The sequence below is a fragment of the Jilunia laotingensis genome (assembly GCF_014385165.1).
Taxonomy (GTDB): domain Bacteria; phylum Bacteroidota; class Bacteroidia; order Bacteroidales; family Bacteroidaceae; genus Bacteroides; species Bacteroides laotingensis.
In genome coordinates this window covers 4,508,811-4,535,663 of record NZ_JACRTF010000001.1, presented here as the reverse complement: position 1 = coordinate 4,535,663, position 26,853 = coordinate 4,508,811, and the positions used below count along the sequence as shown (strand labels likewise).

Annotated in this window: 26 protein-coding genes; 13 read left to right on the top strand and 13 right to left on the bottom strand. The window is 42.3% G+C overall.

Translation table 11 applies throughout. The annotated features are described in order from the left end of the window. Positions 1–48: 48 nt before the first annotated feature. The 3 genes from H8744_RS17845 to H8744_RS17835 all read right to left on the bottom strand — a co-directional run bounded on the left by H8744_RS17845 (position 49) and on the right by H8744_RS17835 (position 3,383). Positions 49–1,128 carry a TIGR04133 family radical SAM/SPASM protein gene (locus H8744_RS17845; RefSeq protein WP_262436146.1) on the bottom strand — a complete coding sequence of 360 codons (1,080 nt, stop codon included), beginning with the start codon at positions 1,126–1,128 and terminating at the stop codon, positions 49–51. After that, positions 1,118–1,573 (bottom strand): radical SAM-associated putative lipoprotein, encoded by a 456-nt coding sequence (locus H8744_RS17840; protein ID WP_262436145.1) that lies wholly within the window; start codon positions 1,571–1,573, stop codon positions 1,118–1,120. Before H8744_RS17840 ends, H8744_RS17845 begins: the two co-directional genes overlap by 11 nt. Before the next feature lie 106 nt (positions 1,574–1,679). Further along, positions 1,680–3,383 (bottom strand): response regulator transcription factor, encoded by a 1,704-nt coding sequence (locus tag H8744_RS17835; RefSeq protein WP_262436144.1) that lies wholly within the window; start codon positions 3,381–3,383, stop codon positions 1,680–1,682. 324 nt (positions 3,384–3,707) lie between these two features. Between H8744_RS17835 and H8744_RS17830 the strand changes: the two genes are divergently transcribed. From H8744_RS17830 to H8744_RS17795, 8 genes are all read left to right on the top strand, one after another. After that, positions 3,708–4,358 (top strand): DUF2490 domain-containing protein, encoded by a 651-nt coding sequence (locus tag H8744_RS17830; protein ID WP_305067534.1) that lies wholly within the window; start codon positions 3,708–3,710, stop codon positions 4,356–4,358. 18 nt (positions 4,359–4,376) lie between these two features. Next, positions 4,377–5,963, top strand: a complete 1,587-nt coding sequence (locus H8744_RS17825; RefSeq protein WP_262436142.1) for an RHS repeat domain-containing protein — start codon at positions 4,377–4,379, stop codon at positions 5,961–5,963. A 15-nt stretch (positions 5,964–5,978) separates the two neighbouring features. After that, complete coding sequence (locus tag H8744_RS17820) at positions 5,979–6,470, top strand: PaaI family thioesterase (RefSeq protein WP_262436141.1); 492 nt, start codon at positions 5,979–5,981, stop codon at positions 6,468–6,470. A 234-nt stretch (positions 6,471–6,704) separates the two neighbouring features. Further along, the gene (hisG, locus tag H8744_RS17815) at positions 6,705–7,556 is read left to right on the top strand and encodes an ATP phosphoribosyltransferase (RefSeq protein WP_262436140.1); all 852 of its coding nucleotides are present in this window, start codon (positions 6,705–6,707) and stop codon (positions 7,554–7,556) included. 11 nt (positions 7,557–7,567) lie between these two features. Then, complete coding sequence (gene hisD / locus H8744_RS17810) at positions 7,568–8,866, top strand: histidinol dehydrogenase (RefSeq protein ID WP_262436139.1); 1,299 nt, start codon at positions 7,568–7,570, stop codon at positions 8,864–8,866. 6 nt (positions 8,867–8,872) lie between these two features. Next, complete coding sequence (hisC, locus tag H8744_RS17805) at positions 8,873–9,910, top strand: histidinol-phosphate transaminase (protein ID WP_262436138.1); 1,038 nt, start codon at positions 8,873–8,875, stop codon at positions 9,908–9,910. A 24-nt stretch (positions 9,911–9,934) separates the two neighbouring features. Continuing rightward, complete coding sequence (gene hisB / locus H8744_RS17800) at positions 9,935–11,059, top strand: bifunctional histidinol-phosphatase/imidazoleglycerol-phosphate dehydratase HisB (RefSeq protein WP_262436282.1); 1,125 nt, start codon at positions 9,935–9,937, stop codon at positions 11,057–11,059. Positions 11,060–11,275: 216 nt separating this feature from the next. Continuing rightward, entirely contained in the window at positions 11,276–11,641 is a 366-nt protein-coding gene (locus tag H8744_RS17795) for a hypothetical protein (protein WP_262436137.1), read from the top strand. Positions 11,642–11,990: 349 nt separating this feature from the next. Here H8744_RS17795 and H8744_RS17790 read toward each other — a convergent pair whose 3' ends face one another. The 6 genes from H8744_RS17790 to H8744_RS17765 all read right to left on the bottom strand — a co-directional run bounded on the left by H8744_RS17790 (position 11,991) and on the right by H8744_RS17765 (position 17,942). Further along, entirely contained in the window at positions 11,991–12,680 is a 690-nt protein-coding gene (locus H8744_RS17790; protein WP_262436136.1) for a hypothetical protein, read from the bottom strand. A gap of 1 nt (position 12,681) precedes the next feature. Then, positions 12,682–13,296, bottom strand: a complete 615-nt coding sequence (locus tag H8744_RS17785; RefSeq protein WP_262436135.1) for a DUF6443 domain-containing protein — start codon at positions 13,294–13,296, stop codon at positions 12,682–12,684. Positions 13,297–13,349: 53 nt separating this feature from the next. Beyond that, positions 13,350–14,312: a T9SS type A sorting domain-containing protein gene (locus tag H8744_RS17780; RefSeq protein WP_262436134.1), complete on the bottom strand. Its 963-nt coding sequence runs from the start codon at positions 14,310–14,312 to the stop codon at positions 13,350–13,352. A 231-nt stretch (positions 14,313–14,543) separates the two neighbouring features. Continuing rightward, positions 14,544–15,062, bottom strand: coding sequence for a hypothetical protein (locus H8744_RS17775; RefSeq protein WP_262436133.1), 519 nt, complete (start codon positions 15,060–15,062; stop codon positions 14,544–14,546). A 419-nt stretch (positions 15,063–15,481) separates the two neighbouring features. After that, a complete protein-coding gene (locus H8744_RS17770; RefSeq protein WP_262436132.1) occupies positions 15,482–15,937 on the bottom strand; it encodes a DUF6078 family protein in 456 nt (151 codons plus the stop codon). A gap of 76 nt (positions 15,938–16,013) precedes the next feature. Then, the gene (locus H8744_RS17765) at positions 16,014–17,942 is read right to left on the bottom strand and encodes an NAD(+) synthase (RefSeq protein WP_262436131.1); all 1,929 of its coding nucleotides are present in this window, start codon (positions 17,940–17,942) and stop codon (positions 16,014–16,016) included. Positions 17,943–18,155: 213 nt separating this feature from the next. Here H8744_RS17765 and H8744_RS17760 point away from each other — a divergent pair, with 213 nt between their 5' ends. From H8744_RS17760 to H8744_RS17750, 3 genes are all read left to right on the top strand, one after another. Then, on the top strand, positions 18,156–18,575 hold the full coding sequence (locus tag H8744_RS17760; RefSeq protein ID WP_262436130.1) for a Fur family transcriptional regulator: 420 nt from the start codon (positions 18,156–18,158) through the stop codon (positions 18,573–18,575). 21 nt (positions 18,576–18,596) lie between these two features. After that, entirely contained in the window at positions 18,597–19,154 is a 558-nt protein-coding gene (locus H8744_RS17755; protein ID WP_262436129.1) for an NADH peroxidase, read from the top strand. A 140-nt stretch (positions 19,155–19,294) separates the two neighbouring features. Then, the gene (locus H8744_RS17750; protein WP_262436128.1) at positions 19,295–19,930 is read left to right on the top strand and encodes a SagB/ThcOx family dehydrogenase; all 636 of its coding nucleotides are present in this window, start codon (positions 19,295–19,297) and stop codon (positions 19,928–19,930) included. A 98-nt stretch (positions 19,931–20,028) separates the two neighbouring features. Here the strand turns inward: H8744_RS17750 and H8744_RS17745 are convergent, their stop codons facing one another. Together H8744_RS17745 and trxA are read right to left on the bottom strand one after the other, a co-directional pair. Then, positions 20,029–20,496, bottom strand: coding sequence for a thioredoxin family protein (locus H8744_RS17745; protein ID WP_262436127.1), 468 nt, complete (start codon positions 20,494–20,496; stop codon positions 20,029–20,031). Positions 20,497–20,498: 2 nt separating this feature from the next. Next, positions 20,499–20,804, bottom strand: a complete 306-nt coding sequence (gene trxA / locus H8744_RS17740; protein ID WP_262436126.1) for a thioredoxin — start codon at positions 20,802–20,804, stop codon at positions 20,499–20,501. Between the two features lie 209 nt (positions 20,805–21,013). On the opposite strand from trxA, the gene H8744_RS17735 reads away from it, so the two are divergent. Together H8744_RS17735 and H8744_RS17730 are read left to right on the top strand one after the other, a co-directional pair. After that, a complete protein-coding gene (locus H8744_RS17735) occupies positions 21,014–22,138 on the top strand; it encodes a glycosyltransferase family protein (RefSeq protein WP_262436125.1) in 1,125 nt (374 codons plus the stop codon). After that, a complete protein-coding gene (locus H8744_RS17730; RefSeq protein ID WP_262436124.1) occupies positions 22,135–22,317 on the top strand; it encodes a hypothetical protein in 183 nt (60 codons plus the stop codon). Before H8744_RS17735 ends, H8744_RS17730 begins: the two co-directional genes overlap by 4 nt. Before the next feature lie 192 nt (positions 22,318–22,509). On the opposite strand, the gene H8744_RS17725 is transcribed toward H8744_RS17730, so the two are convergent. Together H8744_RS17725 and H8744_RS17720 are read right to left on the bottom strand one after the other, a co-directional pair. Further along, positions 22,510–24,672 carry a S46 family peptidase gene (locus H8744_RS17725; protein WP_262436123.1) on the bottom strand — a complete coding sequence of 721 codons (2,163 nt, stop codon included), beginning with the start codon at positions 24,670–24,672 and terminating at the stop codon, positions 22,510–22,512. After that, entirely contained in the window at positions 24,669–26,837 is a 2,169-nt protein-coding gene (locus H8744_RS17720) for a S46 family peptidase (RefSeq protein WP_262436122.1), read from the bottom strand. Before H8744_RS17720 ends, H8744_RS17725 begins: the two co-directional genes overlap by 4 nt. Positions 26,838–26,853 lie beyond the last annotated feature (16 nt).

Genomic DNA, 26,853 nt, shown 5'->3' with positions numbered 1-26,853 from the left:
TAAATATACTTGATATATGTAACAAATTGGAACAGATATTGTTCTTCATTATTCTCCCTTCAAACGTTTCAAATGGCAAAACAATAATTTCCCTTCTCCATCCCTCAGATGCATCCCACTTCCTTTACAGTAGCTAAAATACTTACAATCGCCACATTCATCTTTTTTCATCCAGGTACGGTCTCGATAAGGTAGAAATTTTTCATTCCAGACGTCCATAAAGTTGTCCTTGTAAATATTCCCTTGATGATAATCGGCACGGATACTTGGGCAGGCGGAGATAGAACCGTCGATTAATACTGATCCGACGGTAATTCCGGCATGGCAGGAAAAAAGATTGTCTCTTACTTTTCCTTCATAATTCCCTAAAAATCCTTCACAACCATAGTTCAGGTGGATGCGACCTTCCGAACGGGTTTGGCGAATAAATTCCATCACTTCACGCATTTCTTGGTTTGATAGTTGCAAATCACTGTCTTCTGCCGCGCGTCCTACCGGAAATATAGTAAAGATACGCCAATGTTTCACTCCCAAACCGATTAGAAACTCTTTCATTTCCTTTAGGCGTAGAAAGCTATGTTTGTTGATACATGTCACGATGTCGAAAATCAAATTTGGTTCGGCAATCATCGTTTTTATAGCTTCTATGGCATGATCGTAACTTTCAGAGTTGCCTCTCATCCAGTTATGATCCGTAGCAAACCCATCGAGGCTGATGGCAATGCTACGTAGTCCGCTTTTCATTAAGGCATCCAGCCTTTGTTGGGTGAGGAAAAATCCGTTAGTCACCATTCCCCAAGGAAAACCTCTCTTTGTGATTTCCCTGCCACATTCTTCCAAATCTTTCCGCATCAGAGGTTCTCCACCGGTAATACTGATAAAAACTTGATTGGGATTCTTATAAAGTGCTACATTGTCAAGCACTCTCAAAAAATCTTGTAAAGGCATGTCCGGCTGTCCTGCTATTTTCTTGCAATCACTACCACAGTGGCGGCAATGAAGATTACAACGTAATGTGCATTCCCAAAATAGTTGATTCAAAGGGTGTTCCTTTATTTTTTCGTTTTCCAGTTTTCGGAAGATTTCCAATCCAAGACGTTGCCTCAAAGATAATGAATCACTTTTCATTTTCTTTTTCTATTTCTTTCAACTTCACAGTTATAATATCACCAGTGGGTAAATCTTTGAAAGCTATTTCTTCTGTTTTACTTTCGTATAAACCATTTTCTGTTCCATCGACATCATCGTATGTAAAAGTGAATTTGGTCTGTTCATCCGGATAGCAGGACGAAGTATCAGATATTTTATTATAAGCCATGCCATTTTGGTCAGTAAAAACGGTGTCTCTCACTAATGTCGTTTCATTTTCACCACTTACTTCCATGATGGTACGTATACCCTTGATGGGTTGGTCGGAATGATCAGTCACATGGGTAGAGAAAGATAGACTCGTTGGCATTGGTCCGTACATGAGCATAGGTCCGTACATATCGGGTGTCTCATTTTCGCAACCACTGAAACCTAATAGCCCTAATAGAGAATAGAACATACCTTTTTTGCTAAAGTATTTCATAAGTATATAATTTAGATGGTTTTACTTTATAAATGAGTTAAAATGAAAAATATTGCATCGTGAAGCCACGAATTTTAAATTAAAAACGCAAAGGGATGATAATGTTTCAAACTTTAGGACTTCTGAGGTAATCGGATGGTGGAACGTGGAAATGCTTTTTGAATATCTTGCCAAAGTATTTTGCATTGCAATAGCCCACCATTTCGGCTACTTCCGTAACGTAATATTGTTGTGTAAGCAAAAGCTGTTTAGCCCTGTTCATTCTATACTCCAGTATACAATTGGTAGGAGGCTTTCCGGTAATTTTTATCATTTTGTTATAAAATGCAGTACGGCTCATGCCTATATCCTTACTTAATTTCTTTATTGTATACTTTTCTACGTTTAATTTTTCTTCCAGAACTTCATATACTTTGTTTATGAATTTGGCATTTTCCTCTTCGATCGAGGAGGATTGTGGTTGCTCAGTTTCCGGTTCTATCGGCAAAACTTTTTTAGATTGATTCAGGTATGCTAAATGATTGTCAATGAGTACTTGGATTTCGGCCTTCAGTTTACAGATATTCGTTACTCTCATTTCCAGTTTATCTGCCCCACAACGAAGTCTTGACAAATAGCTTTCGTTATCATCCGAACTTATCAAAAGAATAATGGGTATGGAGGAAGTGTTGGTTTCCGATTTTATTTTTGAACAGAGACTCTCTCCATTAACGCCTTTGATGATTTCATCAATAATGATCGCATCCGGATGGTGCTGAATGGAAAACTGGAAAATATCTTCCGGCTCTTCAAGTATCGTAATGCGGAAAGCTGTCGATAAGGTCTCTCCTAAATAATTGCTTAATTCTGTATCGGCCATTGCCAGCAAGATGTTCGGAACATTATCTGCCATCGAAGACAATTTGTTGCGGTTGTTAATGTTTTCATTATTCAAAGGGGTGAGTCCGGTGCTTTTAAATGCAGAATTTGTCAGATGCGGTTGATTGGCCATGTTACTATAGCATTTTGCCGGAATGATAATCTTGAACATAGCGGTTTCACCATGACAGCTCCCAGTCATTTTTCCTCCATGCAGATGGATAATCTTCTTTATAGTTCGTAAACTTCCAAATGCAGGCATTAGTTTTAAGGCAGAAATAGCTGAAATCATTTCTTTGCTGTTTTTATCATAATTGGAGCAATTGCTAATTTGCAGGCACCAACTATCGGTTACATGAGAAATGACGATGTTTACACTACCTTTGTAAGGTGTGGCGTCTATAATCTTATTCAGCAAACATTGCAAAGCCGCAGTCATGACTATTTCATTTATCTGGCAGCTGATGTAAGTGAAATTTTTACTGACATTCAGTTGTATTTGCCGGCTGTTGGCGTATATCCGGCATTGATTGGAAACAGAGATAATATAAGTATATAGTTCGAATTCGATTGTACTCAAACTGTAAGAGGACAGTTTCTTTTTGAGTTTATCGATTATTAGGACGTTTTGGTAACATGCCGAGACATGATTGGCGTGCTTGAGCGCACGTTCAAGTTTTTGTAATGTGGCTTTGGGAAGCTCTTCGGAAAGAGTACTTTCCAACAGATGTTGAATTAACGACAAGGGTGTTTGAGTTTTGTGCATTATGCTTAAAATAAGCCCTAACTTTTCTTCAGAAAGAAGTCCTTCGTTGTTTTTCATCCGGTTGTACATCATCAAGAAGATCAATGATGCTGTTGCTAAAATTTCAACCGGATAAGCCCCAATAATCTGCCATAGAGAAATGGTGAAGATGTTTGCTGTTTGTTGTAATGTAAGAATAACTTTCATGTAAATACCAGTGTTAATGTTAGACATTTTTTTCATAAATCGCAGAAAGCTATGAAGCGCGTCCTTTTGCCACCTATTCAATATGCATCTCTCATTAGCTTTCCGATGCAATTATAGGGGTTTTTGAACATTTGCGTTGGGCATAATTCTTCAAAATGTAGGGTGATTTTTATCAACTGCCCGGCAAAAGTTAATTTTAGATGTTTTATGAACAGCTTCTTCTGTTATTCTATTCGAATATGTTTTTACTGTCACTCTATTTTTGATGGATTTCAGAATTATTTTCGATTTAGGTTTGTATCTTTGTGTCTTAAACATTCAATGATGAAAAGGAAAAACTTTAAAATATATATTTTATTCTTTTGTCTTTTATGTAATGGAGTTTCTTTCCTTCATGCGCAAGCTGATGATTTTAGGACATGGACAGGTATATCGGCCAAACATAAGTTCTCAAAAGAGTTATCTTTAGCAGGAAAGTTAGAGTTGCGTACTAAAGATTCTATGAAAAAGATGGATCGTTTTGGCGCTTTTCTGTCTGGTTCTTACAAGCTTTTCCCTTTCTTGAATGCCGATGCCGGTTATGAGTTGCATTATCGTACTGTAAATGAAGGGTGGAGATTTCGACATCGTTATCACTTGGGAGTTGTGGGGCATTTAAAGTGGCAACAGTTCAAATTCTCCCTGCGTGAGAGATTTCAACAGACATTGTCGGAAGGAGAAGCTGAAAATCGGCTTCGTTCAAGATTAAAAGTAGCTTTTGAGCCGGAGAAATGGAGGGTGTCACCCTATTTTTCTGTCGAACTTTATCAGGCTATAGGAGATGCCGCTTTCTTTGATGTGTCACGTATGCGCTACAGACCTGGTGTAGAGATCGGTTTGTCCGAAAGATGGTCGTTGGATGTGTTTTACTGTTATCAGTATGAGACGGAGCATAAACGGCATATATTGGGAGTGGAGTGTGGTTTTGCTTTTTAATATTTTATTTACAATAGTATGAATAATCAAACTTTTACGTCATGCAGGTTTCCATTACTGTTGGTTTTAACAGTTATGATGCAGCCGGCTTTTTCTCAACAGAAACTGTCGGATACCCCTCAAATAATTGCGGCTCGTACCGCTGTATATCAGGCTGTCCGAAAAGATACTGCATGGGTAACGGGCGCGATTGTTGATCATATCTATTTTGTAAAATTTGATAAGCTGGGTCGGAAGTTGGTAGAGAATTCGTTGGCTCCTGATGGGAGTGCCAAAAATAAGCTGTTGTATATTTATGGAGAAGACGGTAGGATAAAGGAAGAGATTACAGCTTCGGTTACGACAGGTGGGGTTGATAATATTTATCAATATTATTATGATTCTCAGGGAAGATTGAATGGAAAGAGAAGATTGGATGCCGAGAGGCAGGTTTTAGTAGCCGATACAGTCATTCGTAACCAAGCCGGTCAAGTAATGAAAAAGGTTACGGGAGATATTCGTCTTACTTTTCGTGATGGAACTCATCAGAAGTATAAAGTAGTCACGGATGTTATTTATGATGAAGCCGGCCGACCGGTCGAAGTACATGAACAAAATACGTTATCGGTAAAAAGTACTAAAAAGCCGGTTGTGCGATCTGTTGAAAAGCAGGATACAACGGGATTGAGACTTTATTCCGAAGGAGCATTCAAACGGTTTGATGCACCGCGCAGCAAGAAGGTGGATTATGTTTATGATGAATATGGTAATTGGGTGAGACGTACGGAGTATAATGGTGTAAATCCAGAATACATTGTAGTGCGGACTATTAAGTATGCCGGAGAGGAGAATGACCGGATGGATCTTGCTTTGATAGGGAAAGTAAAGAGCGTTCGCCAGACTTCTTACGTTGCTGTTCCCAAAGGACCGGGCAGCATAGATAAAGGTGAGAAAATGGGTAAGTTCTTTACCTTCCATTTTGATCGTAGCGGTCGTAAAACAAGGCTCGAACATTTCTCCGAAACAGGTGTTTTGCAAGGAATAACGGAGTACGAATATGATGTGGACGGAAATGTTTCGAAGGAAATAAATAGATTGTCCGGTGGTGATGTTGAGAATGTGATGGAGTGGAAATACAACCAAGCGGGGCAATTGAGAAACAAGGTATTGATTAGTCCTAAAGGGGAGACACTTCGGAAAGGTGTCTTCCGATATGATTTTGAAGGCAATTGTGTATCCGAAATTTGGTTTGCACAAGGTGGAGAGAAGATCAGCGAATTTGATTATCAATATGATCCTTATGGACAACAAACGGTAAAACAGGTGTTGTTTGCTCCGGAAGGTACATCCGATGTTGATTATGAGCCGGTGAAACGTTCTTGGAACTCACGAGGCAGAGTTGAAGAAGAATGGATTGGACTGCCTCAGAATGTACGACATTATACTTATAAATATAATGTGCGCGGAGGGATACTCTCCGGCACTGAACCGGGTAAAGATCAGCCCGATGTGAAATACGTCTATAAATTCTTCAACGATGAGCAGGGTAATTGGAAAAAGCGGGTAAAGTTTATCGATGATACTCCTGTAGTATACGAAGAGCGAGAATACACCTATTATAATTAATAAAATATTTGCAGCATGAAGAAGATTATTAACCCTTGGAAGGGATTGGAAGGTTATAATTGTTTTGGATGTGCCCCCAATAATGAGGCTGGTGTCAAAATGGAATTTTATGAAGATGGTGATGAGGTGGTGAGTATTTGGAAACCCCGTCCTGAGTATCAGGGATGGATCGATACTTTGCACGGAGGCATCCAGTCGGTTCTTTTGGATGAGATTTGTGCCTGGGTGATTCTCCGAAAGCTTCAGACAACCGGGGTAACTTCTAAAATGGAGACTCGTTACCGAAAATCGATTAGCACGAAAGACACCCATCTTGTATTACGGGCTTCTATCCGTGAAATCAAACGCAATGTCGTATTGGTAGACGCGAAACTTTATAATAAGGATGGAGAACTTTGTACCGAAGCTCTTTGTACTTATTTCACTTTTTCGCAAGAGAAAGCGAAAGAAGAGATGCATTTTCTGGCTTGCGATGTTGAACCTGATGAAATACTTCCTTTAATTTGAAATAAAAAATGAAGATTTAGTGATAAATGTTTGGAAGTTTAAGGTGAATACTTTACTTTTGTCGCATTAATATAGATAATATGAATCTTACAGCTATACATCACCATCATCATATTCCTGACGAACAACTCGGTGGGCGTAGATGATATTGTATAGAAACAATGATATTATTGATGAAGGCTTACCGGTTGGTAAGCCTTTTTTATTGTAAATCCTAAAAATACAACTACAACTATGCTAAGAATTGCAGTACAAGCCAAAGGCCGTCTGTTTGAAGAAACGATGGCGCTTTTAGAGGAGTCGGACATAAAACTAAGTGCTACGAAACGTACATTATTGGTACAATCCACTAATTTTCCTGTGGAAGTATTATTTCTTAGGGATGATGATATTCCTCAATCGGTAGCTACCGGGGTCGCTGATCTGGGGATTGTCGGTGAAAACGAATTTGTGGAAAAAGGGGAAGATGCCGAAATCATCAAACGTCTCGGGTTCAGTAAATGCCGTCTGTCACTGGCCATGCCGAAAGACATCGAGTATCCGGGTGTGGAATGGTTTGCCGGAAAGAAGATCGCTACTTCCTATCCGGTAATATTGAATAAGTATATGAAGGAAAAAGGAGTGAGTGCCGAGATACATGTCATTACGGGATCGGTCGAAGTGGCTCCGGGCATTGGGCTTGCGGATGCGATCTTTGATATTGTAAGTTCAGGCTCTACGTTGGTAAGCAACCGGTTGAGGGAAGTGGAAGTGGTCATGAAGTCGGAAGCATTGCTGATTGCCAACAAAGATCTGAGTGATGACAAGAAGGAAATCTTAAACGAGCTGTTGTTTCGTATGGATGCGGTGAAAACAGCGGAAGATAAAAAATATGTCTTGATGAATGCTCCTAAAGAGACGTTAGACGCGATTGTAGCCGTACTGCCGGGAATGAAAAGTCCTACGGTTATGCCTTTGGCACAGGAAGGTTGGTGTTCTGTACACACGGTACTCGATGAGAAATGTTTTTGGGAAATAATAGGAAAGCTGAAAGCGTTGGGGGCAGAAGGCATATTAGTGTTACCGATAGAAAAAATGATTATTTAAAAAACTGTATTATGAAGTTGATCAAATATCCATCCAGGACGGAATGGGCAGAGATATTAAAACGCCCATCTCTCGATACGGAGAATCTGTTCGATACTGTGCGCAGCATCATTGACCGGGTGAAAGATGAAGGTGACAGAGCGGTGAAAGAATACGAAGCAGTGTTTGATAAAGTAGAATTGTCTAACATTGTCGTTACGGAAGAGGAGTGGACAGAAGGAATTGCCAATGTCGGTGAGGAGTTGAAAGCTGCCATCACATTGGCAAAAAAGAACATTGAGACCTTTCACGCTGCACAGCGTTTCACAGGGCAGAAGGTGGAAACGATGCCGGGAGTCACCTGCTGGCAGAAAGCAGTTGCCATTGAAAAAGTGGGGCTTTATATACCCGGTGGCACCGCTCCTCTGTTTTCTACCGTGTTGATGCTTGCTGTTCCGGCTAAGATCGCAGGATGCCAAGAAGTGGTGCTTTGTACGCCTCCCGGTAAGAATGGCAAAGTTCATCCGGCCGTTCTTTTCGCTGCACAATTGGCGGGTGTGGATCGAATATTTAAAGTCGGTGGTGTTCAAGCCATTGCTGCAATGGCATACGGAACGGAAAGTGTGCCTAAGGTATATAAGATCTTCGGACCGGGCAATCAGTACGTAACGGCAGCCAAGCAGTTGGTCAGCCTGCGGGATGTAGCCATTGATATGCCTGCCGGTCCATCGGAAGTCGAGGTCTTGGCAGATGCTTCTGCCAACCCCGTGTTTGTTGCCGCTGATCTACTTTCGCAGGCGGAACATGGTGTCGATAGTCAGGCTATGTTGGTTACCACTTCCGAAGATTTGCTGTTGGAAGTAGTTGAAGAGGTGGAGCGGCAATTGATCGAGTTGCCTCGTTGGGAGATAGCTGCCAAATCTTTGTCAAACAGTAAACTGATACTTGTAAGGGATATGAAGGAAGCCTTGGAGTTGACCAATGAATATGCTCCCGAACATTTGATTGTGGAAACGGAAAGTCATACTGAAGTGGCGGAACGGGTGGTAAATGCCGGTTCCGTATTCTTAGGTTCATACTCGCCCGAAAGTGCGGGGGACTATGCTTCGGGAACCAATCATACTTTGCCTACCAACGGTTACGCAAAAGCCTATAGTGGTGTCAGTCTGGACAGTTTTATCCGCAAGATCACTTTTCAGGAAATACTTCCGGAAGGTATTGCCGCCATTGGGCCGTCTATAGAGATTATGGCTGCCAACGAACAACTGGATGCGCATAAAAATGCGGTTTCCGTTCGTTTGGAGAAGATCGATAATAAGAAATTAAAATAGGAGACGATGAAAACATTGCAAGAACTAACCCGTCCTAACATCTGGATGCTAAAACCTTACTCTTCGGCACGGGATGAATATAAAGGTGCTGCTGCTTCCGTATTTTTGGATGCCAATGAAAATCCGTACAATTTGCCTTACAATCGTTATCCCGACCCTATGCAACGGGAGTTGAAGGAGGAACTGGGCAAAATCAAGAAGGTAGATCCGGAATCCGTTTTCCTGGGAAACGGGAGTGATGAGGCGATTGACCTTCTCTTCCGTGCATTTTGTGAACCGGGTAAAGATAATGTGGTTGCTATCGATCCTACATACGGGATGTATCAGGTTTGTGCCGATGTGAACAATGTGGAATACCGGAAAGTTTTACTCGACGAACGTTTTCAATTTTCTGCCGACCGACTGCTTGAGGCAACGGATGACAGTACGAAACTTGTCTTCCTCTGTTCTCCCAACAATCCGACGGGAAATGACTTGTTGCGTCCCGAAATTGAAAAACTTTTGGGTACATTTCAAGGTTTAATCGTACTGGACGAAGCGTACAATGACTTTTCCGAAGCTCCTTCTTTCCTTTCGGAACTGGACAAGTACCCCAATCTGGTACTTCTGCAGACTTTCTCCAAGGCATGGGGATGCGCTGCCATACGCTTGGGCATGGCTTTTGCTTCTAAGGCAGTCATCGGGGTATTGAATAAAATCAAGTACCCTTATAATGTGAATCAACTCACTCAGCGGCAAGCCATCGAAATGTTGCATAATTATGATGAAATCGAACGTTGGGTGAGTACGTTGAAAGAAGAGAGAAAGTATTTGGAAACCGCTTTTGTTACATTGCCTTGTGTCCTTGAGGTTTTCCCTTCCGATGCCAATTTCTTTCTTGCCCGGATGACGGATGCTGTAAGGATATACGATTATCTGGTGAGTGAAGGCATTATTGTACGCAATCGCCATAACATTTCCCTTTGTCGCAATTGCCTGCGGGTCACGGTAGGCACGCGGCCGGAGAATGAAAGGTTGCTGGAAGCTTTGAGACTATATAAATAAAGGTAGAGAAATAGAACGAAGATGATGAAGAAGAAAATATTGTTCATAGATCGTGACGGGACGCTCGTCATTGAACCTCCGATGGATTACCAGCTCGATTCGTTGGAGAAACTGGAGTTTTATCCGAAAGTATTCCGTAACCTTGGATTTATCCGCAGTAAGCTCGATTTCGAGTTTGTCATGGTAACCAATCAGGATGGTCTCGGAACGGATTCTTTTCCGGAAGAAACCTTTTGGCCTGCTCATAACCTTATGTTGAAAACCTTGGCAGGAGAGGGGATTGTCTTCGATGATATCCTCATAGACCGTAGTTTTCCGGAAGAGTTGGCACCTACGCGCAAGCCGCGTACGGGAATGCTGACCCGGTACATCGGTAATCCTGAATATGATTTGCCCGGCAGTTTTGTGATCGGTGATCGCCCTACGGATGTGGAACTGGCGAAGAACCTCGGCTGTAAGGCTATTTATTTGCAGGATTCGACCGATTTGTTGGAAGATAGAGGACTGAAAAGCGTTTGTGCATTGGCCACTACCGATTGGGATAAGATAGCCGAGTATATTTTTGCCGGTGAACGTACAGCGGAAGTTCACCGTACCACTCGTGAAACGGATATTTTCATCTCACTGAACCTTGACGGCTCCGGCATTTGCGATATTTCGACCGGACTCGGCTTCTTCGATCATATGTTGGAACAGATCGGCAAACATTCCAGCATCGATCTGACCATTCAGGTGAAAGGTGATCTTGATGTGGACGAGCATCATACGATCGAGGATACGGCCATAGCATTGGGAGAGTGTATTTATCGGGCTTTAGGCAGTAAAAGGGGAATCGAACGGTATGGTTATGCTCTTCCTATGGACGATTGTCTCTGCCGGGTTTGTCTAGACTTCGGAGGCCGTCCCTGGTTGGTATGGGAGGCGGAATTTAAACGTGAGAAGATAGGGGAGATGCCGACAGAGATGTTCCTCCATTTCTTTAAATCGTTGAGTGATGCTGCAAAGATGAATCTGAATATCAAGGCAGAGGGGCAAAACGAACATCATAAGATTGAAGGTATCTTCAAAGCTTTGGCACGCGCGTTGAGGATGGCTATCAGGCGGGATATATATCACTTCGAACTTCCGACTTCCAAAGGAGTGTTGTAAAGTAGTATTTCCTACGGTATCTTCAAATCCCATATCAATCGTTCTTAACATGGATTCAAAAGTATTGCCTAAAAAGAAATTTTCTATTATAAGTTGACCATTTATAGTTTTTACACTGCTTGCTGTAATATGTACTTTGATAGACTGATCAATAGGCATAAACCGCCAATGGCCTTTCATACGAGCAACGAAATCCGGCCAGTTCAATCCGTGCATGTGGTCAAACTCCTTGCCACCGAATTTGAAGGGATGTTCGCCATCCCCCTTGTTCTTAAAGATACCACCAAAGGGATAATAGCTGTTCGATTGTCTAACCGTCACACCGTTCTCGTTCATAACGACACGGACATTACTCAGATGATCTTTAAGGAAATAATGATAGACGGGGATATCGCCATTCATAGTGATATAACCTTCTTTAGTAAGGATGTGTTCAAGGCTTACATCAGGTGCGGTCACGAAAAAAACGCTGCCTTTACTGACACAATTATAAATGAGGTTCCCGCAATATTTGGTGGTGGTTATGTAACGGTCGGGCTATTTTTTGATTGGAATATCTTGCAAGGGAAGCCATCAGGGTGAAAACAAACCCCTAGGCGGTCACGTGCGTGACACTGCGCCTTAAGCCGTTGGAATCATAACCGTAAGAAATATTACGAGGATTGCCATCACATAGAAAAGCGATGTCGTTCGGGAGATTCATGCAATCATTCTTTTGAACTTACAGGAACTCCCGGATATTTTTTCCGCCTATTAATACGGTACCCCTATTGTGAAAACTTATACACATATAGAATCTATAACCACACATTTTTATTGTTAAACCGTAAAGTACATTTCTTTAAGTACTGAATTAGTTACTTATTTTCCTAACCCATATATCTGGTTGACCTAAAAAGAAACTGAACTTTATAAATGTTAGCTAAATGAATTAATCTAATAAATCCATAGAGACAGAAAAGACCTCATATGAGAGTGCTTGTTTGTTAAAATTAAGCTCATCAAAATAAAATGCATCGTAAGAAGTTAATAAACTAACATCTTTATAAATGGCAAATTCAACTTTAATCCGCTGACACCTCTTAGGAATCACATCTTTAAATTTAATTGTACTATCAAATTTCGAGTAATCTTTAAGGGTTATTTCCTTTACATATTCTTTTGAGTAGAAGACCTTTCGAGGAACAGCAATTTGTATGCAACTTTGTGGTGGAATAGGTTTAAAATGATATAATATTTGCCCCTTTCTAATAAGTTTATTTTCTCCTGCCACAACAACATCTGTATAATTCACAGACAAAAAAGGCAATATTGGCAAAAATGACAATTTGCACTCTTTTAACTTCATATCATATCTATGTAAGTATTTAGAACCATACAAATCTTCATTTATGATTGAATACGTCCCATCTAAATAACTATCAAATAAATACAAGCTATCATTAGATTGATTGATAAAATCAAAAACGACATTCCCGTCAGTATCATTTGATACATTTAATATCAACGTTTCATCTTTGGATAAATCTGTATTGATAATCCAGTTTTGTTCTACTTTTTGCGAACTCAAATAAATAGAAAACGCTATTAATAATATAATCACACCTATTTTATTACTCATATCAATAAACTCCTCTTTTTACATTTTTATTATGATGTTCATCATAAGGTCTAGGAGTAAGCAAAAGCCTATTTCTTGATTTATTATGATAGTCTATTACTTTATTTTGGGATTTCCCTTGATAAATTACGTGCCCAATTTCATGAAATGTAACATCACCGCTGGCGGTGTTGGTCAGGTAAGAGGTGGAGACGGGATGTTGCGACCAAGCCGCACCGGGACCATACTGCTCGACCACGCGGTTCAAGGGGGAGTTCTCATAGATTGTCTCGGCATAGGGACGGCTGTCACCGTTGTAAGTGCCGGGAACGGAGTTCTTGAAAGAACCGGGGTCAAGATAAGTGGATGTGGTGACATGGGGGAGCCAGCTTTTAGTTGCACGGCCGAAGCCGTCATATTCCTGCAAGGTGACAAGGTTGGCACGGCTCGGGGTGACACCTTTCTGGACATTCTGCGAAGGACGGCCCAGACCGTCAAAGTACTGGATGTTGTCGATGTACTGCGTGCCCGACTCGTTGAGCATCGTGCGCGTAAGGACATAGTTCTGGTTGTTGTTCTGTGATGAGAGGGAACAAGCCACCGACAAAAGAGATAGGAATAAATAAAGTCTTTTCATTGTGTTTCTGCTTTTAAGGTTCAAAACAGGATTATAGTATGGTATCTCAAAGACTACCGCTTCAAGACTTTCTCGCCATAAGTCTTTCCGCCAACAACCAGACGGAGAAGGTATTCACCGTCCGGAAAATCAGACAGGGAGAACGTCTCGGTATAGTTTCCGACCGGACTTTGCTGTTGACGGACAGGACATAACTGCCGCCCTTGCAGGTCATAAAGACCGACCAGCACCTCGGCAGGTTCATTGAGGAGATAGTCTATCCTTAATTCGCCTTGCGAATCAATGCGGATGGAGTAGCTGACCCGGTCGTCGGAATAATCCCTGCCTTCGCTGCCATCATTAAAGGCGGAATACTCTTTTTCACTCAGATCCTCACGTTTCTGCCGGTTCTCGGAATCTTCCCCCAGGGCATAGCATTGTTCGTGGGGAGGATAATAGAAGGAGGTGGCGAAATAGGGGGACGCTTTTCCAAGGCAGCAGACAGAGCCGGAGACGGACTCGAAGATGGGATAGCGGTAGCCGTCCGCATACCAACGCCAGGTGTCCACCTGAAGGGAGGAGGAGTCATTGGCAAGATACCAGTCGATGCTGTCCCGGTTCAGGATGAAAGGGAGGGTGTCCGTGCGCAAGGCGGAGCCGGGAATGGAAGGGAACACGAGCAGGGCTTCCGGCCGGTGGTAACGGATCAGGGTGGTGGGGTTCTCATAGCCAAGCGAGCAGAGGGAATCGCCACGAAGATGGTAATAGTACATCGTGCGGTGTTCGATACCCGCAAGGGTGTCCGAACATGTGTTCAAAGTACGGTACTTCAGTTCGTAATGGTCGTTCAAAGGGGTTTGGTCGCTGAAATCCCAGACGAGGTCTGCCCCTGCCGCACCGGGAGCTTTATAATCTACCTGTTGCTTGGCAAGGCGGTCGCCCGGACGGGGAAGGTTGCACGAACTGTCCAGGGTGGTCTGGCAGAACAGCCCTAGAGGGAGCGCAAGCACGAAAGAGAGGAAAAGGAGCGGTTTCATAAGCCGGAGTTTTTGAAGTGGATATTCCTGTATCTTATTATTTTATTCAAGAACTGCTTTTAATTATTTTTGTAATGATAATCATGAGTCCCGACAGTCCTGATGCTTCCTCCCGGTTCCTGGACGCTGATCTTTTGAAGGCGGTTAAAAGCATCATACGTATAGAAAGTGGTCAGTCCCGTTCATCATGTTAAGGTTGACCATCTTGGCGTAGACAACCTGGCCTTTGTATTAGGCATCGGTCGGATATAAGGTCTCTTCCGCCTGGTTGTTACCGGAACTGCCACTGGTCGTGACACTTTTCAACAAAAAGTTGGAATCGTAGGAATAATGGCGGGTAGTGGTTACGGTATGACCGCCAAATACTTCATCTTCGGTGACGGACGATAAAAGCCGGTGCCCCCTCGTGATGGAATAGTCGGCAAAGAGGAACACAGGAAGTCCGAGTTCATGGGCTACAAGCTTTTCCGACCGATGGTACTCATTGTCGTTTATAATCTGGATATATTTAAGATAGTCAATTATCACCGTAGAATGGCTTACCGGATAATCGATGAATTTGAAAAGAGATGAAACTTCAGGAGATGGAGGAATGAATTTGGGGAGTTGGGTATGACTGGCAGGATCCATCCCCGATGAGCGCATGACCGGCACACTGTCGATCGCATGAATCTCTATACTACGGGATGGTTCCTGGGAATAACCGAGTGTGCTGTGCAATAACAGCAGGGATAGCATCAATTTCTTCATGGCATTATATGTTTTTAAGCAATGCAACGGCTTTTGCAAATATAAACAATTTTATTTATTAAATGCAAACAAAAAGCATATAAAATCAGGACAGCCGCACACACTGAGCCATTCATTAATATGTCTGGCAACAGATGTAGACGACGACCGGTACACGAGGATCGGTATCTTTGGAAAAGTAAGGAAATGGATTCGTTCTTTTGTATGTTTACGCATTGCTTTTGCAGAGTTACTGCCATGCTTTTGCAGTGATGCTGTATTCCCTTTGCAGTAGTACTGCACTCCCTTTGCAGTGGCGCTGCAATACTATTGCAATGATGCTGCATTAGCATTGCAGTTGTCATGCTATGGCGATATGCGTCATTAACTATGTAATTGTATAAAATAGTGTATCAGGATGTGCCTATATGGCATTCTGCTTACCATACAATTACTTGTTCATAATCATCGAATTTGGGAGTGGTGTCAAGGCCGGCAATTCGGAACACATTGGCTATCTTCCGCTGTTCTTCGGGTGAAATCAGTCTATTGCCATTTCGACTATGGTAGAAATAACGTTCGCATGAGAAACATCCGATAACTTTGTGTCGTATGGTGCGAGCTTGCTTTACAGGTATTTCATCGAAAATATGAGACATGCCTTTGGCGTAGCGCAACGGTTCGCTTGAACGGTAGAGTGGGCATGAGGTTTGGTCGGCCAACTGATCCACATAGGCTGCATTTACCATATTGATGGTTTGGGGTTGCGTATCTTTGCTCTCTTCAAGCAATTTTGCTGCGATAGCTCTCAGGCAACTGTCTGCTTTAGGGCATCTGTCTTTACCGGCAAAGCAATGAGCATAGCCTTGGGGTATGTCTTTTTGTAATATTACCATAATTTGAAGTTGAATGGTTTGACACTAATAGTTCTATTGTTTATCTCCGTTGTCCTGTGAGGGTCGCATCGATCTGCTACAGACTTTCAATTTCTTTCAGCCATGCCGCGGAAGACGCATCGCTCGGCATCCGCCAGTCTCCGCGCGGACTGATGGATATGCTTCCCACTTTCGGCCCATCGGGTAAACACGACCGTTTAAACTGCTGATTGAAGAACCTACGGAAGAAAATGAACAACCATTTCTTAATTGTTTCTTCATCATGTACCCCGTTGAACGTCCGTGAAGCCAACATGAATATTTTGGAAGGGCGGAAACCGAAACGCATGAAATAATAGAGGAAGAAGTCATGAAGCTCATAAGGGCCGACTAGATCTTCAGTCTTCTGTTTGATCTCTCCGTTTTCATCTGCCGGTATCAGTTCCGGACTGATCGGGGTGTCCACGATGTCGAGCAACGTAGTGCGTGATGTATCATCCATTCCATTGTCAGCAACCCATTTCACAAGATATTTCACCAGTGTTTTCGGGACGCTGCTATTGACACCGTACATAGACATGTGGTCTCCGTTGTAAGTAGCCCAACCCAATGCAAGTTCCGAAAGATCACCTGTCCCGATCACCATTCCATTGGTCTGATTGGCGATGTCCATCAATATTTGCGTGCGTTCGCGTGCCTGTGAATTTTCGTAAGTGACGTCATGGACATTTATGTCATGGGCGATGTCTTTGAAATGTTGGATACACGCTTCCTTGATGCTGATTTCCCGAACGGTGACTCCTAACGATTCCATCAGAGAGAGTGCATTGTTGTAAGTGCGGTCTGTGGTTCCGAATCCCGGCATCGTAACACCGATGATATTCTTGCGCGGCAGGCTGAGTTTATCGAAAGTCCTGATGCAGACAAGCAGTGCCAATGTAGAGTCTAATCCGCCTGATATACCTATCACAGCTGTCTTGGCTCCTGTATGGACAAGCCGTTGTGCCAAACCGGCAACCTGAATGGAGAATACCTCTTCGCAGCGTTCATTCAAAGCTTTGCCCTTGGGGACGAAAGGATGCATGCTAAAGTTGCGCGTCAGATTTAATTCCTTGCTATTGACAAATTCCGTGGCGATGCGTATCGGTTTCCGATCTGCCGGAAGATTGCCTTTACAGGCAGCGAACGTAGTATTGATTCTCCGTTCGGCACGTAGGCGTTCCACATCTATCTCACTGATCACCAATTGCTCTTCCATGCTGAATCGTTCGCTGCTTGCCAGTTGTCTTCCATCCTCATAGATAAGTCCGTTGCCGGCAAATACCACGTCCGTGGTCGATTCCCCGAAACCACAGGAGGAGAATACGTAGCCGGCAATGCACCGTGCCGATTGCTGGCCGATAAGCGAACAAAGATAACTGTGTTTTCCGATGCCTTCGTCATCGGCCGAAAGGTTGAACAGGATTTCTGCTCCTTGTAAAGCCAATGTCGAACTGGGAGGGATGGTGGACCACAAATCCTCGCATATTTCCACTCCGAATGTGGTATCCGAAGTTTCAAAAAGGAGATTTGTGCCTAAAGGAACCACCTGCCCGCAAAGCCGAACACTAGTCTCGGCTACTTGCAACGCAGAAGTAAACCAACGTTGCTCGTAAAACTCCTTATAATTAGGTAAATATGTCTTGGGAATGACTCCCAATATTTTTCCTTTCTGGATAACTACGGCTGCATTGATCACGGTGGAATTCACCACTACAGGCATCCCCAGGATAGAGATGATATCCAGTTGGCGCGTATTATTTAATATTTGGATCAATGCCATTTCCGCCTCTTCCAATAAGAGCTGTTGCCCAAATAAATCGCCACAGGTATATGCGGTGATGCACATTTCCGGGAAAGTCACGATTTGCACTCCTTTTCCTTCAGCAATGGCTATCAAGCTTTCAAGTTGTCCGGCATTATATTTGCAGTCCGCTACTTTAACATGGGGCACTGCTGCCGCCACCTTTACAAATCCGTAATTCATATAAATAAATGATTTGATGTACTAATTGGATGCAAAATTAGGAAATACTTTTGAGATATCTGTCCAACTACTTGCCATATTCTCCCCGGCCGGATGAAATGTAGTATGTTTTTTGTGAAAAATGTCTTTAATTTATTTGTAGAAATGAAAGGAATCTCTATCTTTGCATCAGTTTTAAGATTGTAATGATTACAACTCTGAAAATGAAAAGATATGAAACCATACGACCGATTATTAGCGTACAATATAAAACCTTCCGTTCAGCGCATTGCTATTATGGAATATCTGATGGAACATCGTACACATCCATCGGCCGATGAAATATACACGGCTCTATCTGACTCAATGCCAACACTTTCTAAGACGACAGTCTATAACACGTTGAAGTTGTTTTCAGAGCAAGGAGCTGCGTTGATGCTCACCATCGATGAGCGTAATACTAATTTTGATGCGGATACTTCCCGGCATGCCCACTTCCTTTGTAAAAGTTGCGGACGTATTTATGATCTTGCAATGCCTAAGGGAGTAAAAGAAGTTGAGGGAGTCCAAATGGATGGCCATGAGGTGACTGAAATGCATTACTATTACAAAGGTGTGTGTAAGAATTGTTTGAAAAATATACGTATTGACTAATTAATTAAAATTAAAGACAAAATGAAGAAATTTAGATGTACTGTCTGTGGTTACGTTTATGAAGGTGACGCAGCTCCTGAGAAATGTCCGTTGTGTAAAGCTCCTGCTAGCAAATTCGTAGAAGTAGTTGAAGAAGAAGGTGGTGCTTTGTCTTTCGTTGACGAACATGTGATCGGTGTGGCTAAAGGTTGCGACGAAGAAATGATCAAGGATTTGAACAATCATTTCATGGGTGAATGTACTGAAGTTGGTATGTATCTGGCTATGAGCCGTCAGGCCGACCGCGAAGGCTATCCTGAAGTTGCCGAGGCCTTCAAACGTTATGCATGGGAAGAAGCTGAACATGCTTCCAAGTTCGCTGAATTGTTGGGTGACTGCGTGTGGGATACAAAAACCAACCTTGAAAAGAGAATGAATGCTGAAGCTGGTGCTTGCGAAGATAAAAAACGTATTGCTACACGTGCCAAAGCGTTGAATCTGGATGCTATTCACGATACCGTACATGAAATGTGTAAGGACGAAGCTCGTCACGGTAAAGGTTTTGAAGGACTTTACAACCGTTATTTCGGTAAGAAATAATAAAATATAATTCGTAAATGAGGAAAAGACTTGTGTCACATGGTTGATGCAGGTCTTTTTTTATTAAACTTTCTTACAGGATGATTTTTGCATTTGAGATTCGGTTATATTTGTACATCGAACTTTAAAATGGACAGATTATGAAGAAGGTACAACTGTTGTTTATGTGTTTGTTATTATCAGTGACCCTGTATGCGGCTGATAAAGTGATTCGTTTGCCAAAACCGGATATGAACCGTGGCGGAACCGTGATGAAAGCGTTGGCGGACAGGCATTCCACACGCGAATTTGCGGCCAAGGCATTGAGCATGGCCGATCTATCCGATTTGTTGTGGGCAGCCAATGGAGTCAATCGTCCTGAGAGTGGAAAACGCACGGCTCCATCGGCTATGGACAAGCAGGATGTGGATGTTTATGTAGTATTGCCACAAGGAACTTACCTCTATGATGCCAAGGCTCATCAGTTGAATTTGGTGTCTGAAGGAGATCATAGGGATGCAGTAGCCGGTGGGCAGGCATTTGTGAAAACAGCTCCTGTGTCATTGGTGTTGGTCAGCGATGTGGCTCGTATGGGGGATGTGAAAGACAGCCATGCACTTCTGATGTGTGCCGTAGATGCGGGAATCGTTTCACAGAATATATCGGTTTTCTGTTCGGCTGCTAACTTGGCCACGGTGCCGCGTGCTTCGATGGATGAGGCTAAATTAAGGACGGTGCTAAAGTTGAAAGATAGTCAGAAACCGTTGATGAATCATCCGGTGGGGTACTCCAAATAAATATAAATAAAGGATGGAAAATTCTATGGCAGTGCATTGTGGGATACTGCTATGATTTTCCATCCTTTTGTCTATTGTTTAAACTGGTTCTTAATCTTTTATTTTAATAAGAATTCGTCAATCGCCTTTTTATAGGTCGCTTTATCTGCTGCTCCTCGGAAAAGTTGTGGTTCACCTTTCATCGGGATGAATACGAAGAGCGGGATGCTTGTTGCGTTAAACAGTGCTGCCAGCTCTTTTTCCTTATCCACATTTACTTTATAAATCACGATCTTTCCGGCATATTCTTTAGCTAATGACTTCATGATAGGCGCTGTACTCCGGCATGGCCCGCACCAATCGGCATATAAGTCTATGATGGCAGGCTTGTCGCCTTTGTATTTCCATTCTTGGCTGGTCTGGTAATCGAACACGTCTTTGATAAACATGTCTTTGTCCATTACGACCACCTCGCTGTCTTTTACTTCATTTTTGCTTTCTTGGTTTACTTTGGCTCCCTCATCATTGAAAGCGTAAATGATTACACTGATCATGACCAGGGCTACTAATGATAATACTTTTTTCATTCTTAATCTTTATGTGTATACTTCTCAATAACTCCTGTCAACTCGCTGGCATGAATCATTCCCGAATGACGCCACACTGCTTCCCCCTTACTGAATAGTATGAATGTGGGCACGGCTTGTATGCGGTATTTTGCTGCAAGTTGTTCATTTTGATCCACATCTATTTTAGCGATGCGGGCACTGTCTCCTACTTTGGATTTCACCTCTTCAAGAATAGGTTTCATGGCCTTGCAAGGTCCACACCATTCTGCAAAGAAATCCACTAAAACGGGAACTGGTGACTGTATCAAATCTTCAAACTTTTCCATAATTTTTCCTTTCTTAAATCTAATGAATTGTCAGTCTTATCGACTGCGAATATAGTTATTGTTTCTGATTATATAACGTGGAAACGCAGAAATTGTTCATCGTATAGTAATCGCAAGGACATATGTTTGTAACTTCATGTGACGAAATTTGCGTATCGAAAAAACAAAAAATTATCCGTATTGTTGTTTTTGCCTAAAAGTAATAGCCTATGAAGTTTTTATTTATCGTACAGGGAGAAGGAAGAGGACACCTTACGCAAGCGTTGACTCTTGAAGAGATGTTACGACGTAATGGTCACGAGGTTGTGGAAGTGTTGGTCGGGAAAAGTTCCTCACGTACTTTACCGGGCTTCTTCAACCGGAACATACAGGCACCGGTAAAGCGTTTTCTAAGTCCCAACTTTTTGCCATCAGCGGATAATAAAAGAGCTGATCTTGGTAAAAGTGTACTTTATAACCTGATTCGTGTGCCGGAGTATTTTAGAAGCATGTTTTATATTAATCAGCGGATACGAGAAACGGGAGCGGATGTGGTAATCAATTTCTATGAACTTTTGACCGGGCTTACTTATACTTTCTTTCATCCTTCGATTCCCTATGTTTGTATTGGGCATCAGTATTTATTTTTGCACCGTGAATTTGAGTTTCCCGAAAAGAATGCCTTGCAGCTTTCCATGCTTCGTTTTTTTACGCGCTTGACAAGTTTGCGGGCCAAAAAACGCTTGGCACTCTCTTTTAAGAAAATGTCCGATGATCCGGATCAAAACATATCGGTGGTGCCTCCATTGCTCAGACCGGAAGTCACGGCTATTCATCCCGAGAAGGGAGATTATGTACATGGGTATATGTTGAATTCGGGCTTCTCCGTAAGTGTAGAGGCTTTTCATAATGCTCATCCTGAAATTCCTTTGCAATTTTTCTGGGATAAACCTGATACCGAGGAAGTGACTCGGGTAGATGAGACATTGAGTTTCCATCAGATTGATGATGTTAAATTCCTTAATTACATGGCAGGTTGTCGCGCTTATGCCAGTACCGCAGGTTTTGAATCTATTTGTGAGGCGATGTATTTGGGAAAGCCTGTCCTGATGGTACCTGCGCATATTGAACAAGATTGTAACGCATATGACGCAGCACAAGTAGGTGCGGGGATTATCAGTGATTCATTTGCACTCGAGTCGTTGCTGAGCTTTTCCGATCATTATTCCCCGAACCGGGAATTTGTTTATTGGGCTCGTAGCAGTGAGCGTCATATCATCTGCGAACTTGAAAAATTGTTTAATCCTCAATCGATAATAAATTTACCTACCCTTACTAATTATATGCCAATATGAAATTGAAGAAGACAGATTATGTGCTTGAATGCACATTCGATGGCGGGTATTATGCCTGGCTTACTGTGAATATGCAATGTAATGCTTATGGAGATTCTCCTGAAGAGGCCGTTGATAATTTGCAACAGACTATGGAAGAATTAATCAATGAAACGTATATGATGGAAGATTTTAATTAATGATTCATAGCCTATTCATCCGAAAAGTCATATCAAAACTGGAAAGGTGATTAAGAGAGAAGAAGGAGAGGGTAGGAAGAGGGAAGAATTAAGAGTTAAGTCGGAAGTTCTCTATTTATGCAAAATAGTGGATACTATCAGAAATCTTCCTTTTTCACTCTTCCCTCTTCCTGCTCTCTCCTCCTCTCTTTACTAATTCACAATATCCAGTTCGTTGATTAAATGTGAAGCACCCGCATATTTATCAATGATAAATAAGATGTAGCGGATATCTACACAAGCTGCACGTTGTGAAGAAGGCCGGAAAGCAATATCACCGGTTAGTCCTTCATAGTTGCGGTCGAACCCCGTACCGATAAGTTCCCCTTTGCCATTGAATACGGGACTTCCGGAATTACCTCCCGTATTGTCTGTGTCAACGATAAAGCAAATAGGCATTTCACCGTTTTTCATGGCATAACGACCGAAATCACCGTTTTTATATAATTCTTTCAACCGGGCCGGTACAACAAATTCCCAGTTGTCAGGGTCTTCTTTTTCCATAGCTCCTTTCAGGGTGGTGTAATAATCATATACCACTCCGTCGGCCGGTTCGTAGGAAGCTACCTTGCCGTATGTCAATCTTAAAGTAGAGTTTGCATCGGGATAAATAGGTATACCGGCTTCCTGACGCATATCCATCATGCCTTTCACCCATACTTTATGCGCTGCGTCATAATTTTGGTTGGCTTCCTTCATAGCTTGGGTCGTTTGTGTCAACCCATCCACGATAGAGTACTTGAACAGAATCATCCAATCCTTATCCATCTTGTTCAAAGTCGGTTTTCTAAGGAATTTCTCGAAATTAGCCTTGTTTCCGAAAATAGAATACTTAAAGCATGCATCGATAAATGCATCGCTATCTCCTTTGAACCGAGTGTCGATTACTTTGAATATGCTGATACGTTGCTTTTCAGGAATGTAGCTCATATATGTCTTCAACATCTGCTTGCCAACCAAATTCTCTACCTCAGGAAAACGTATGTCGTCAAAGTATTTCTCACCTTCTTCTTTTAAGATTGCAAGAGCCGCTTGTGTTTCTTCACGGTTTTTACTCTTTAAAGCTTCGGTTAGTTTTTTCGTTGATGGAATTCTCATAAAGTCCATTCCCATAAGTAAGGCTTCGGAGATTGCCTGTTGATGATACATTGCATCTCGCCGATGAGCTATGATAGAACGAATCTCATCGAATGCTTTTTGATAGGAGTCATCGCCTATTTTACGACCTCGTGCTAACAATTGTTCCTGCTGGCTACGTTTTGTGTCAAGCACTTTCAGCCGTACAAGTCCTTCGTTCATACCGATAGCATTTTTCCAGTAATTGGCAGATGAAGCGTATTTACTGGCATAATGGATACGGACTGCAGGGTCTTTCTGCATCTGTTCCATTAATACTTTCTGACGATCGCCACGTACGTGATGACGCATGAAGTTAGTAGTTTGCATACGTTCTTCCACTTCATCGGAAATCATATACCGCCAGTTACGTCCCGGGAATCCCATTATAAATGTAAAATCTCCCTCCTGTATTCCTGCTAAGCTGATTTTTAAGTGCTTCTTTACTTTCAAAGGCACATTATCTTTAGAATATTCGGCCGGTTTGCCATCTTTAGCAGCGTAAATGCGGAATAATGAAAAATCACCTGTTTGACGAGGCCACATCCAGTTGTCTGTGTCTGCACCGAACTTACCGATAGAAGAGGGCGGGGCGCCTACCATACGTATGTCACTGTAGACTGTTTTGACGAAAAGATAATAGCGATTACCCCCGTAAAAAGCTTTTAATTCCAGTTTGGTGGCAGGAGTAATTTCTATCTTTTCCGCTTGTGCAAAACGATCGGCTACTTTTTCCAGATAGGTTGGAGATAAATAGTTGGTACCTTCCGGATCTTCATCCTTTTTCAATTGTTCATTGACATACGATGTTATATCCAATATGCGATCGATAAAAGTGATTGTTAATCCTTTGCAGGGAAGTTCTTCCTCCCGGTTCATAGCCCAAAAGCCATCAGTCAGGTAATCATGTTCTACGCTGCTGTGTTGTTGAATAGCTCCGTAGCCGCAGTGGTGGTTGGTTAATACAAGACCTTCCGCTGAGATAACTTCGGCAGTGCAGCCGCCACCGAAGTGGACGACTGCATCTTTCAAAGCTATTCCGTCGGGACTATAAACTTGTTCGATAGGAATTTCAAGTCCCAGGTCTCTCATAACAGCAGCATTCTGTGCCTGCAAGTCGGTCAGCATCCACATACCTTCATCGGCATGAGCTGTAAGGGCTGCAAGAGAAAAAGCAGCTATTAATAGATGTTTCCTCATTCTACGATTGTCATTTCATTAATTAAATGTCCACAGCCACCCAACTTTTCAAGGATGAAAAGAACATAACGGATATCCAAGTTGATACAGCGTTGCAAGTTATTATCAAAATTGATGTCACCGCTCAGTGATTCCCAGTTTCCATCGAAAGCAGTTCCAATCAATTCACCGTTCTCGTTCAATACCGGGCTACCGGAATTACCACCTGTGATGTCATTGGTAGACAGGAAGCAAACCGGCATAGTGCCGTCTGCCATGGCATAACGTCCAAAGTCTTTTTTCTGGATTAGTTCCTTCAGTTTGGCTGGAACGTTGAATTCACGATCTTCAGGATTTTCTTTTTCAAGGATTCCATCGGTAGTCGTATAATACTTATAGAATACACCATCTTTGGGGCTGTAAGGTTTTACATTACCATATGTCAGGCGTAGCGTAAAGTTTGCATCAGGATAAGATGGAACGGGAAGTTTCATTTCACCTAATCCACGAATATAGATTTTGTGTAATGAAGCTAATTTCTGGCTTTCGCCCTTTAAATTATCTACTAACGCCAGATATTTGTCATACTTGGCCTTTGAGTATTGAGTAGCCAGATCGTTTTTAATAGCTTTCGTTGTTGGCTTTTTAATAAACTTATCGAAGTTGGCCTGGTTCGACAGGATGGAATTATCATATAAAGCATCGATATATTTATTATAATCCCCTTTATATTCCTTTTCAATCGTATTGTAGAAAGCTGGACGTTGCTCGGCTGGGATCATTTCTGCGTAGAGTGGGAAAATGGCTTTAGCCACTTTACGATCTACTTCGTGATCATAGTCTTTGTTATGAATAGCATCATATACTTCTTTCAGGATTTTTATATTGGCATCGATAGCCGAATCATTTTTTTCTTCTATGGCATTTTCTAACTTCTCCATGATCTGGAAAGGACTTCCAAATTCAATAGCGGTGAAGAAAGCTTCTGTTAAGCTGGTAAATTGGTAGTTCAAGGGAGCTGTGATAGCTACGGCATCATCAATCTGTTTCACTACGTTCATGTAGTCGGCATTATTTTTCTCTTTGGCAAATGCCGCGAAACGAGCTTCTTGAGCAGCTTTAGTTCCCAATACGTCGTTGTCTATGATCGCCTTATTCATACCGATTGAATTTTTCCAGTAATTGGAAGACCCTGCGTATTTATTGGCGTATTGAATACGAGTTTTATCGCTGGCATTCATAACCTCTTTCAGAACGTTTAAGCGAGCAGTACGTACACGGATGCGTGGCTCATTGGTAGAATTCATGCGTTCTTTTACTTCTGAAACGGTGAGGTAGCGACTGGTACTTCCTGGGAATCCCATGATCATCGCATAATCACCCTCTTTCAAACCTTTCAGAGAGATAGCCAAGTGTTTTTTGGTTTTCAAAGGAATGTTGCTTTCGCTGTATTCAGCCGGTTCACCGTTAGCATCGGCATAGATGCGGAACATCGAGAAGTCACCGGTATGGCGTGGCCACATCCAGTTATCCGTTTCGCCACCGAACTTACCCACTGAAGAAGGGGGAGCCGCTACCATACGTACATCAGGATATACTTTCTTATAGAACGTGTAGAATTTGTTTCCGGCATAAAAAGGTAGTGCTTGTGGAACAATCCCTGGTTTATCTTTCAAATCGCTCTTTTCCAGCAGTTCTTTTGCCAGGTTATTTAAGAAAGCAGAAGTGAAAGATTCGGCTTCGGTAATTTCTTTATTTGCAATCTTTTGATTTACCAGATCGGTAATATCTTCGATTCGCTCGATAAAAGTGAACTTGAGTCCCGGTGTAGGCAATTCTTTATCTCTGGAAGTTGCCCAAAAGCCGTCTGTCAGATAATCATGTTCAACAGAACTGTGTTGTTGGATGGATGCATAACCGCAATGGTGGTTTGTCAGAATTAATCCTTCCGGTGAGATAATTTCTCCGGTACACCCTCCTCCGAAGATGCCCACAGCGTCTTTTAATGAAACGCCATTGGGATTGTACAAATCAATAGCCTCCAGTTTCAATCCTTGCTTTTTCATCATGTCGATGGAGTTTTGCTGTTGCATTAATTGTAGCAACCACATTCCTTCATCCGCCTTTGCGGAGCAAACTACCAGCGTTGTCAACGCCAGCATGTAAAATTTTAGTCTGTTTACCATCTTTCTCTTTTATTAC

Coding starts and splice junctions, on each gene's coding strand:
- H8744_RS17830 (WP_305067534.1), top strand. CDS start 3,708: ATGAAAAGGAAAAACTTTAAAATATATATTTTATTCTTTTGTCTTTTA.
- hisG (WP_262436140.1), top strand. CDS start 6,705: ATGCTAAGAATTGCAGTACAAGCCAAAGGCCGTCTGTTTGAAGAAACG.
- H8744_RS17835 (WP_262436144.1), bottom strand. CDS start 3,383: ATGAAAGTTATTCTTACATTACAACAAACAGCAAACATCTTCACCATT.
- H8744_RS17790 (WP_262436136.1), bottom strand. CDS start 12,680: ATGAGTAATAAAATAGGTGTGATTATATTATTAATAGCGTTTTCTATT.
- H8744_RS17725 (WP_262436123.1), bottom strand. CDS start 24,672: ATGAGGAAACATCTATTAATAGCTGCTTTTTCTCTTGCAGCCCTTACA.
- H8744_RS17755 (WP_262436129.1), top strand. CDS start 18,597: ATGAAGAAATTTAGATGTACTGTCTGTGGTTACGTTTATGAAGGTGAC.
- H8744_RS17775 (WP_262436133.1), bottom strand. CDS start 15,062: ATGAAGAAATTGATGCTATCCCTGCTGTTATTGCACAGCACACTCGGT.
- H8744_RS17770 (WP_262436132.1), bottom strand. CDS start 15,937: ATGGTAATATTACAAAAAGACATACCCCAAGGCTATGCTCATTGCTTT.
- H8744_RS17750 (WP_262436128.1), top strand. CDS start 19,295: ATGAAGAAGGTACAACTGTTGTTTATGTGTTTGTTATTATCAGTGACC.
- H8744_RS17765 (WP_262436131.1), bottom strand. CDS start 17,942: ATGAATTACGGATTTGTAAAGGTGGCGGCAGCAGTGCCCCATGTTAAA.
- hisD (WP_262436139.1), top strand. CDS start 7,568: ATGAAGTTGATCAAATATCCATCCAGGACGGAATGGGCAGAGATATTA.
- H8744_RS17745 (WP_262436127.1), bottom strand. CDS start 20,496: ATGAAAAAAGTATTATCATTAGTAGCCCTGGTCATGATCAGTGTAATC.
- hisB (WP_262436282.1), top strand. CDS start 9,935: ATGAAGAAGAAAATATTGTTCATAGATCGTGACGGGACGCTCGTCATT.
- H8744_RS17730 (WP_262436124.1), top strand. CDS start 22,135: ATGAAATTGAAGAAGACAGATTATGTGCTTGAATGCACATTCGATGGC.
- hisC (WP_262436138.1), top strand. CDS start 8,873: ATGAAAACATTGCAAGAACTAACCCGTCCTAACATCTGGATGCTAAAA.
- H8744_RS17780 (WP_262436134.1), bottom strand. CDS start 14,312: ATGAAACCGCTCCTTTTCCTCTCTTTCGTGCTTGCGCTCCCTCTAGGG.
- H8744_RS17735 (WP_262436125.1), top strand. CDS start 21,014: ATGAAGTTTTTATTTATCGTACAGGGAGAAGGAAGAGGACACCTTACG.
- H8744_RS17720 (WP_262436122.1), bottom strand. CDS start 26,837: ATGGTAAACAGACTAAAATTTTACATGCTGGCGTTGACAACGCTGGTA.
- H8744_RS17840 (WP_262436145.1), bottom strand. CDS start 1,573: ATGAAATACTTTAGCAAAAAAGGTATGTTCTATTCTCTATTAGGGCTA.
- H8744_RS17820 (WP_262436141.1), top strand. CDS start 5,979: ATGAAGAAGATTATTAACCCTTGGAAGGGATTGGAAGGTTATAATTGT.
- H8744_RS17785 (WP_262436135.1), bottom strand. CDS start 13,296: ATGAAAAGACTTTATTTATTCCTATCTCTTTTGTCGGTGGCTTGTTCC.
- H8744_RS17845 (WP_262436146.1), bottom strand. CDS start 1,128: ATGAAAAGTGATTCATTATCTTTGAGGCAACGTCTTGGATTGGAAATC.
- H8744_RS17825 (WP_262436142.1), top strand. CDS start 4,377: ATGAATAATCAAACTTTTACGTCATGCAGGTTTCCATTACTGTTGGTT.
- H8744_RS17760 (WP_262436130.1), top strand. CDS start 18,156: ATGAAACCATACGACCGATTATTAGCGTACAATATAAAACCTTCCGTT.
- trxA (WP_262436126.1), bottom strand. CDS start 20,804: ATGGAAAAGTTTGAAGATTTGATACAGTCACCAGTTCCCGTTTTAGTG.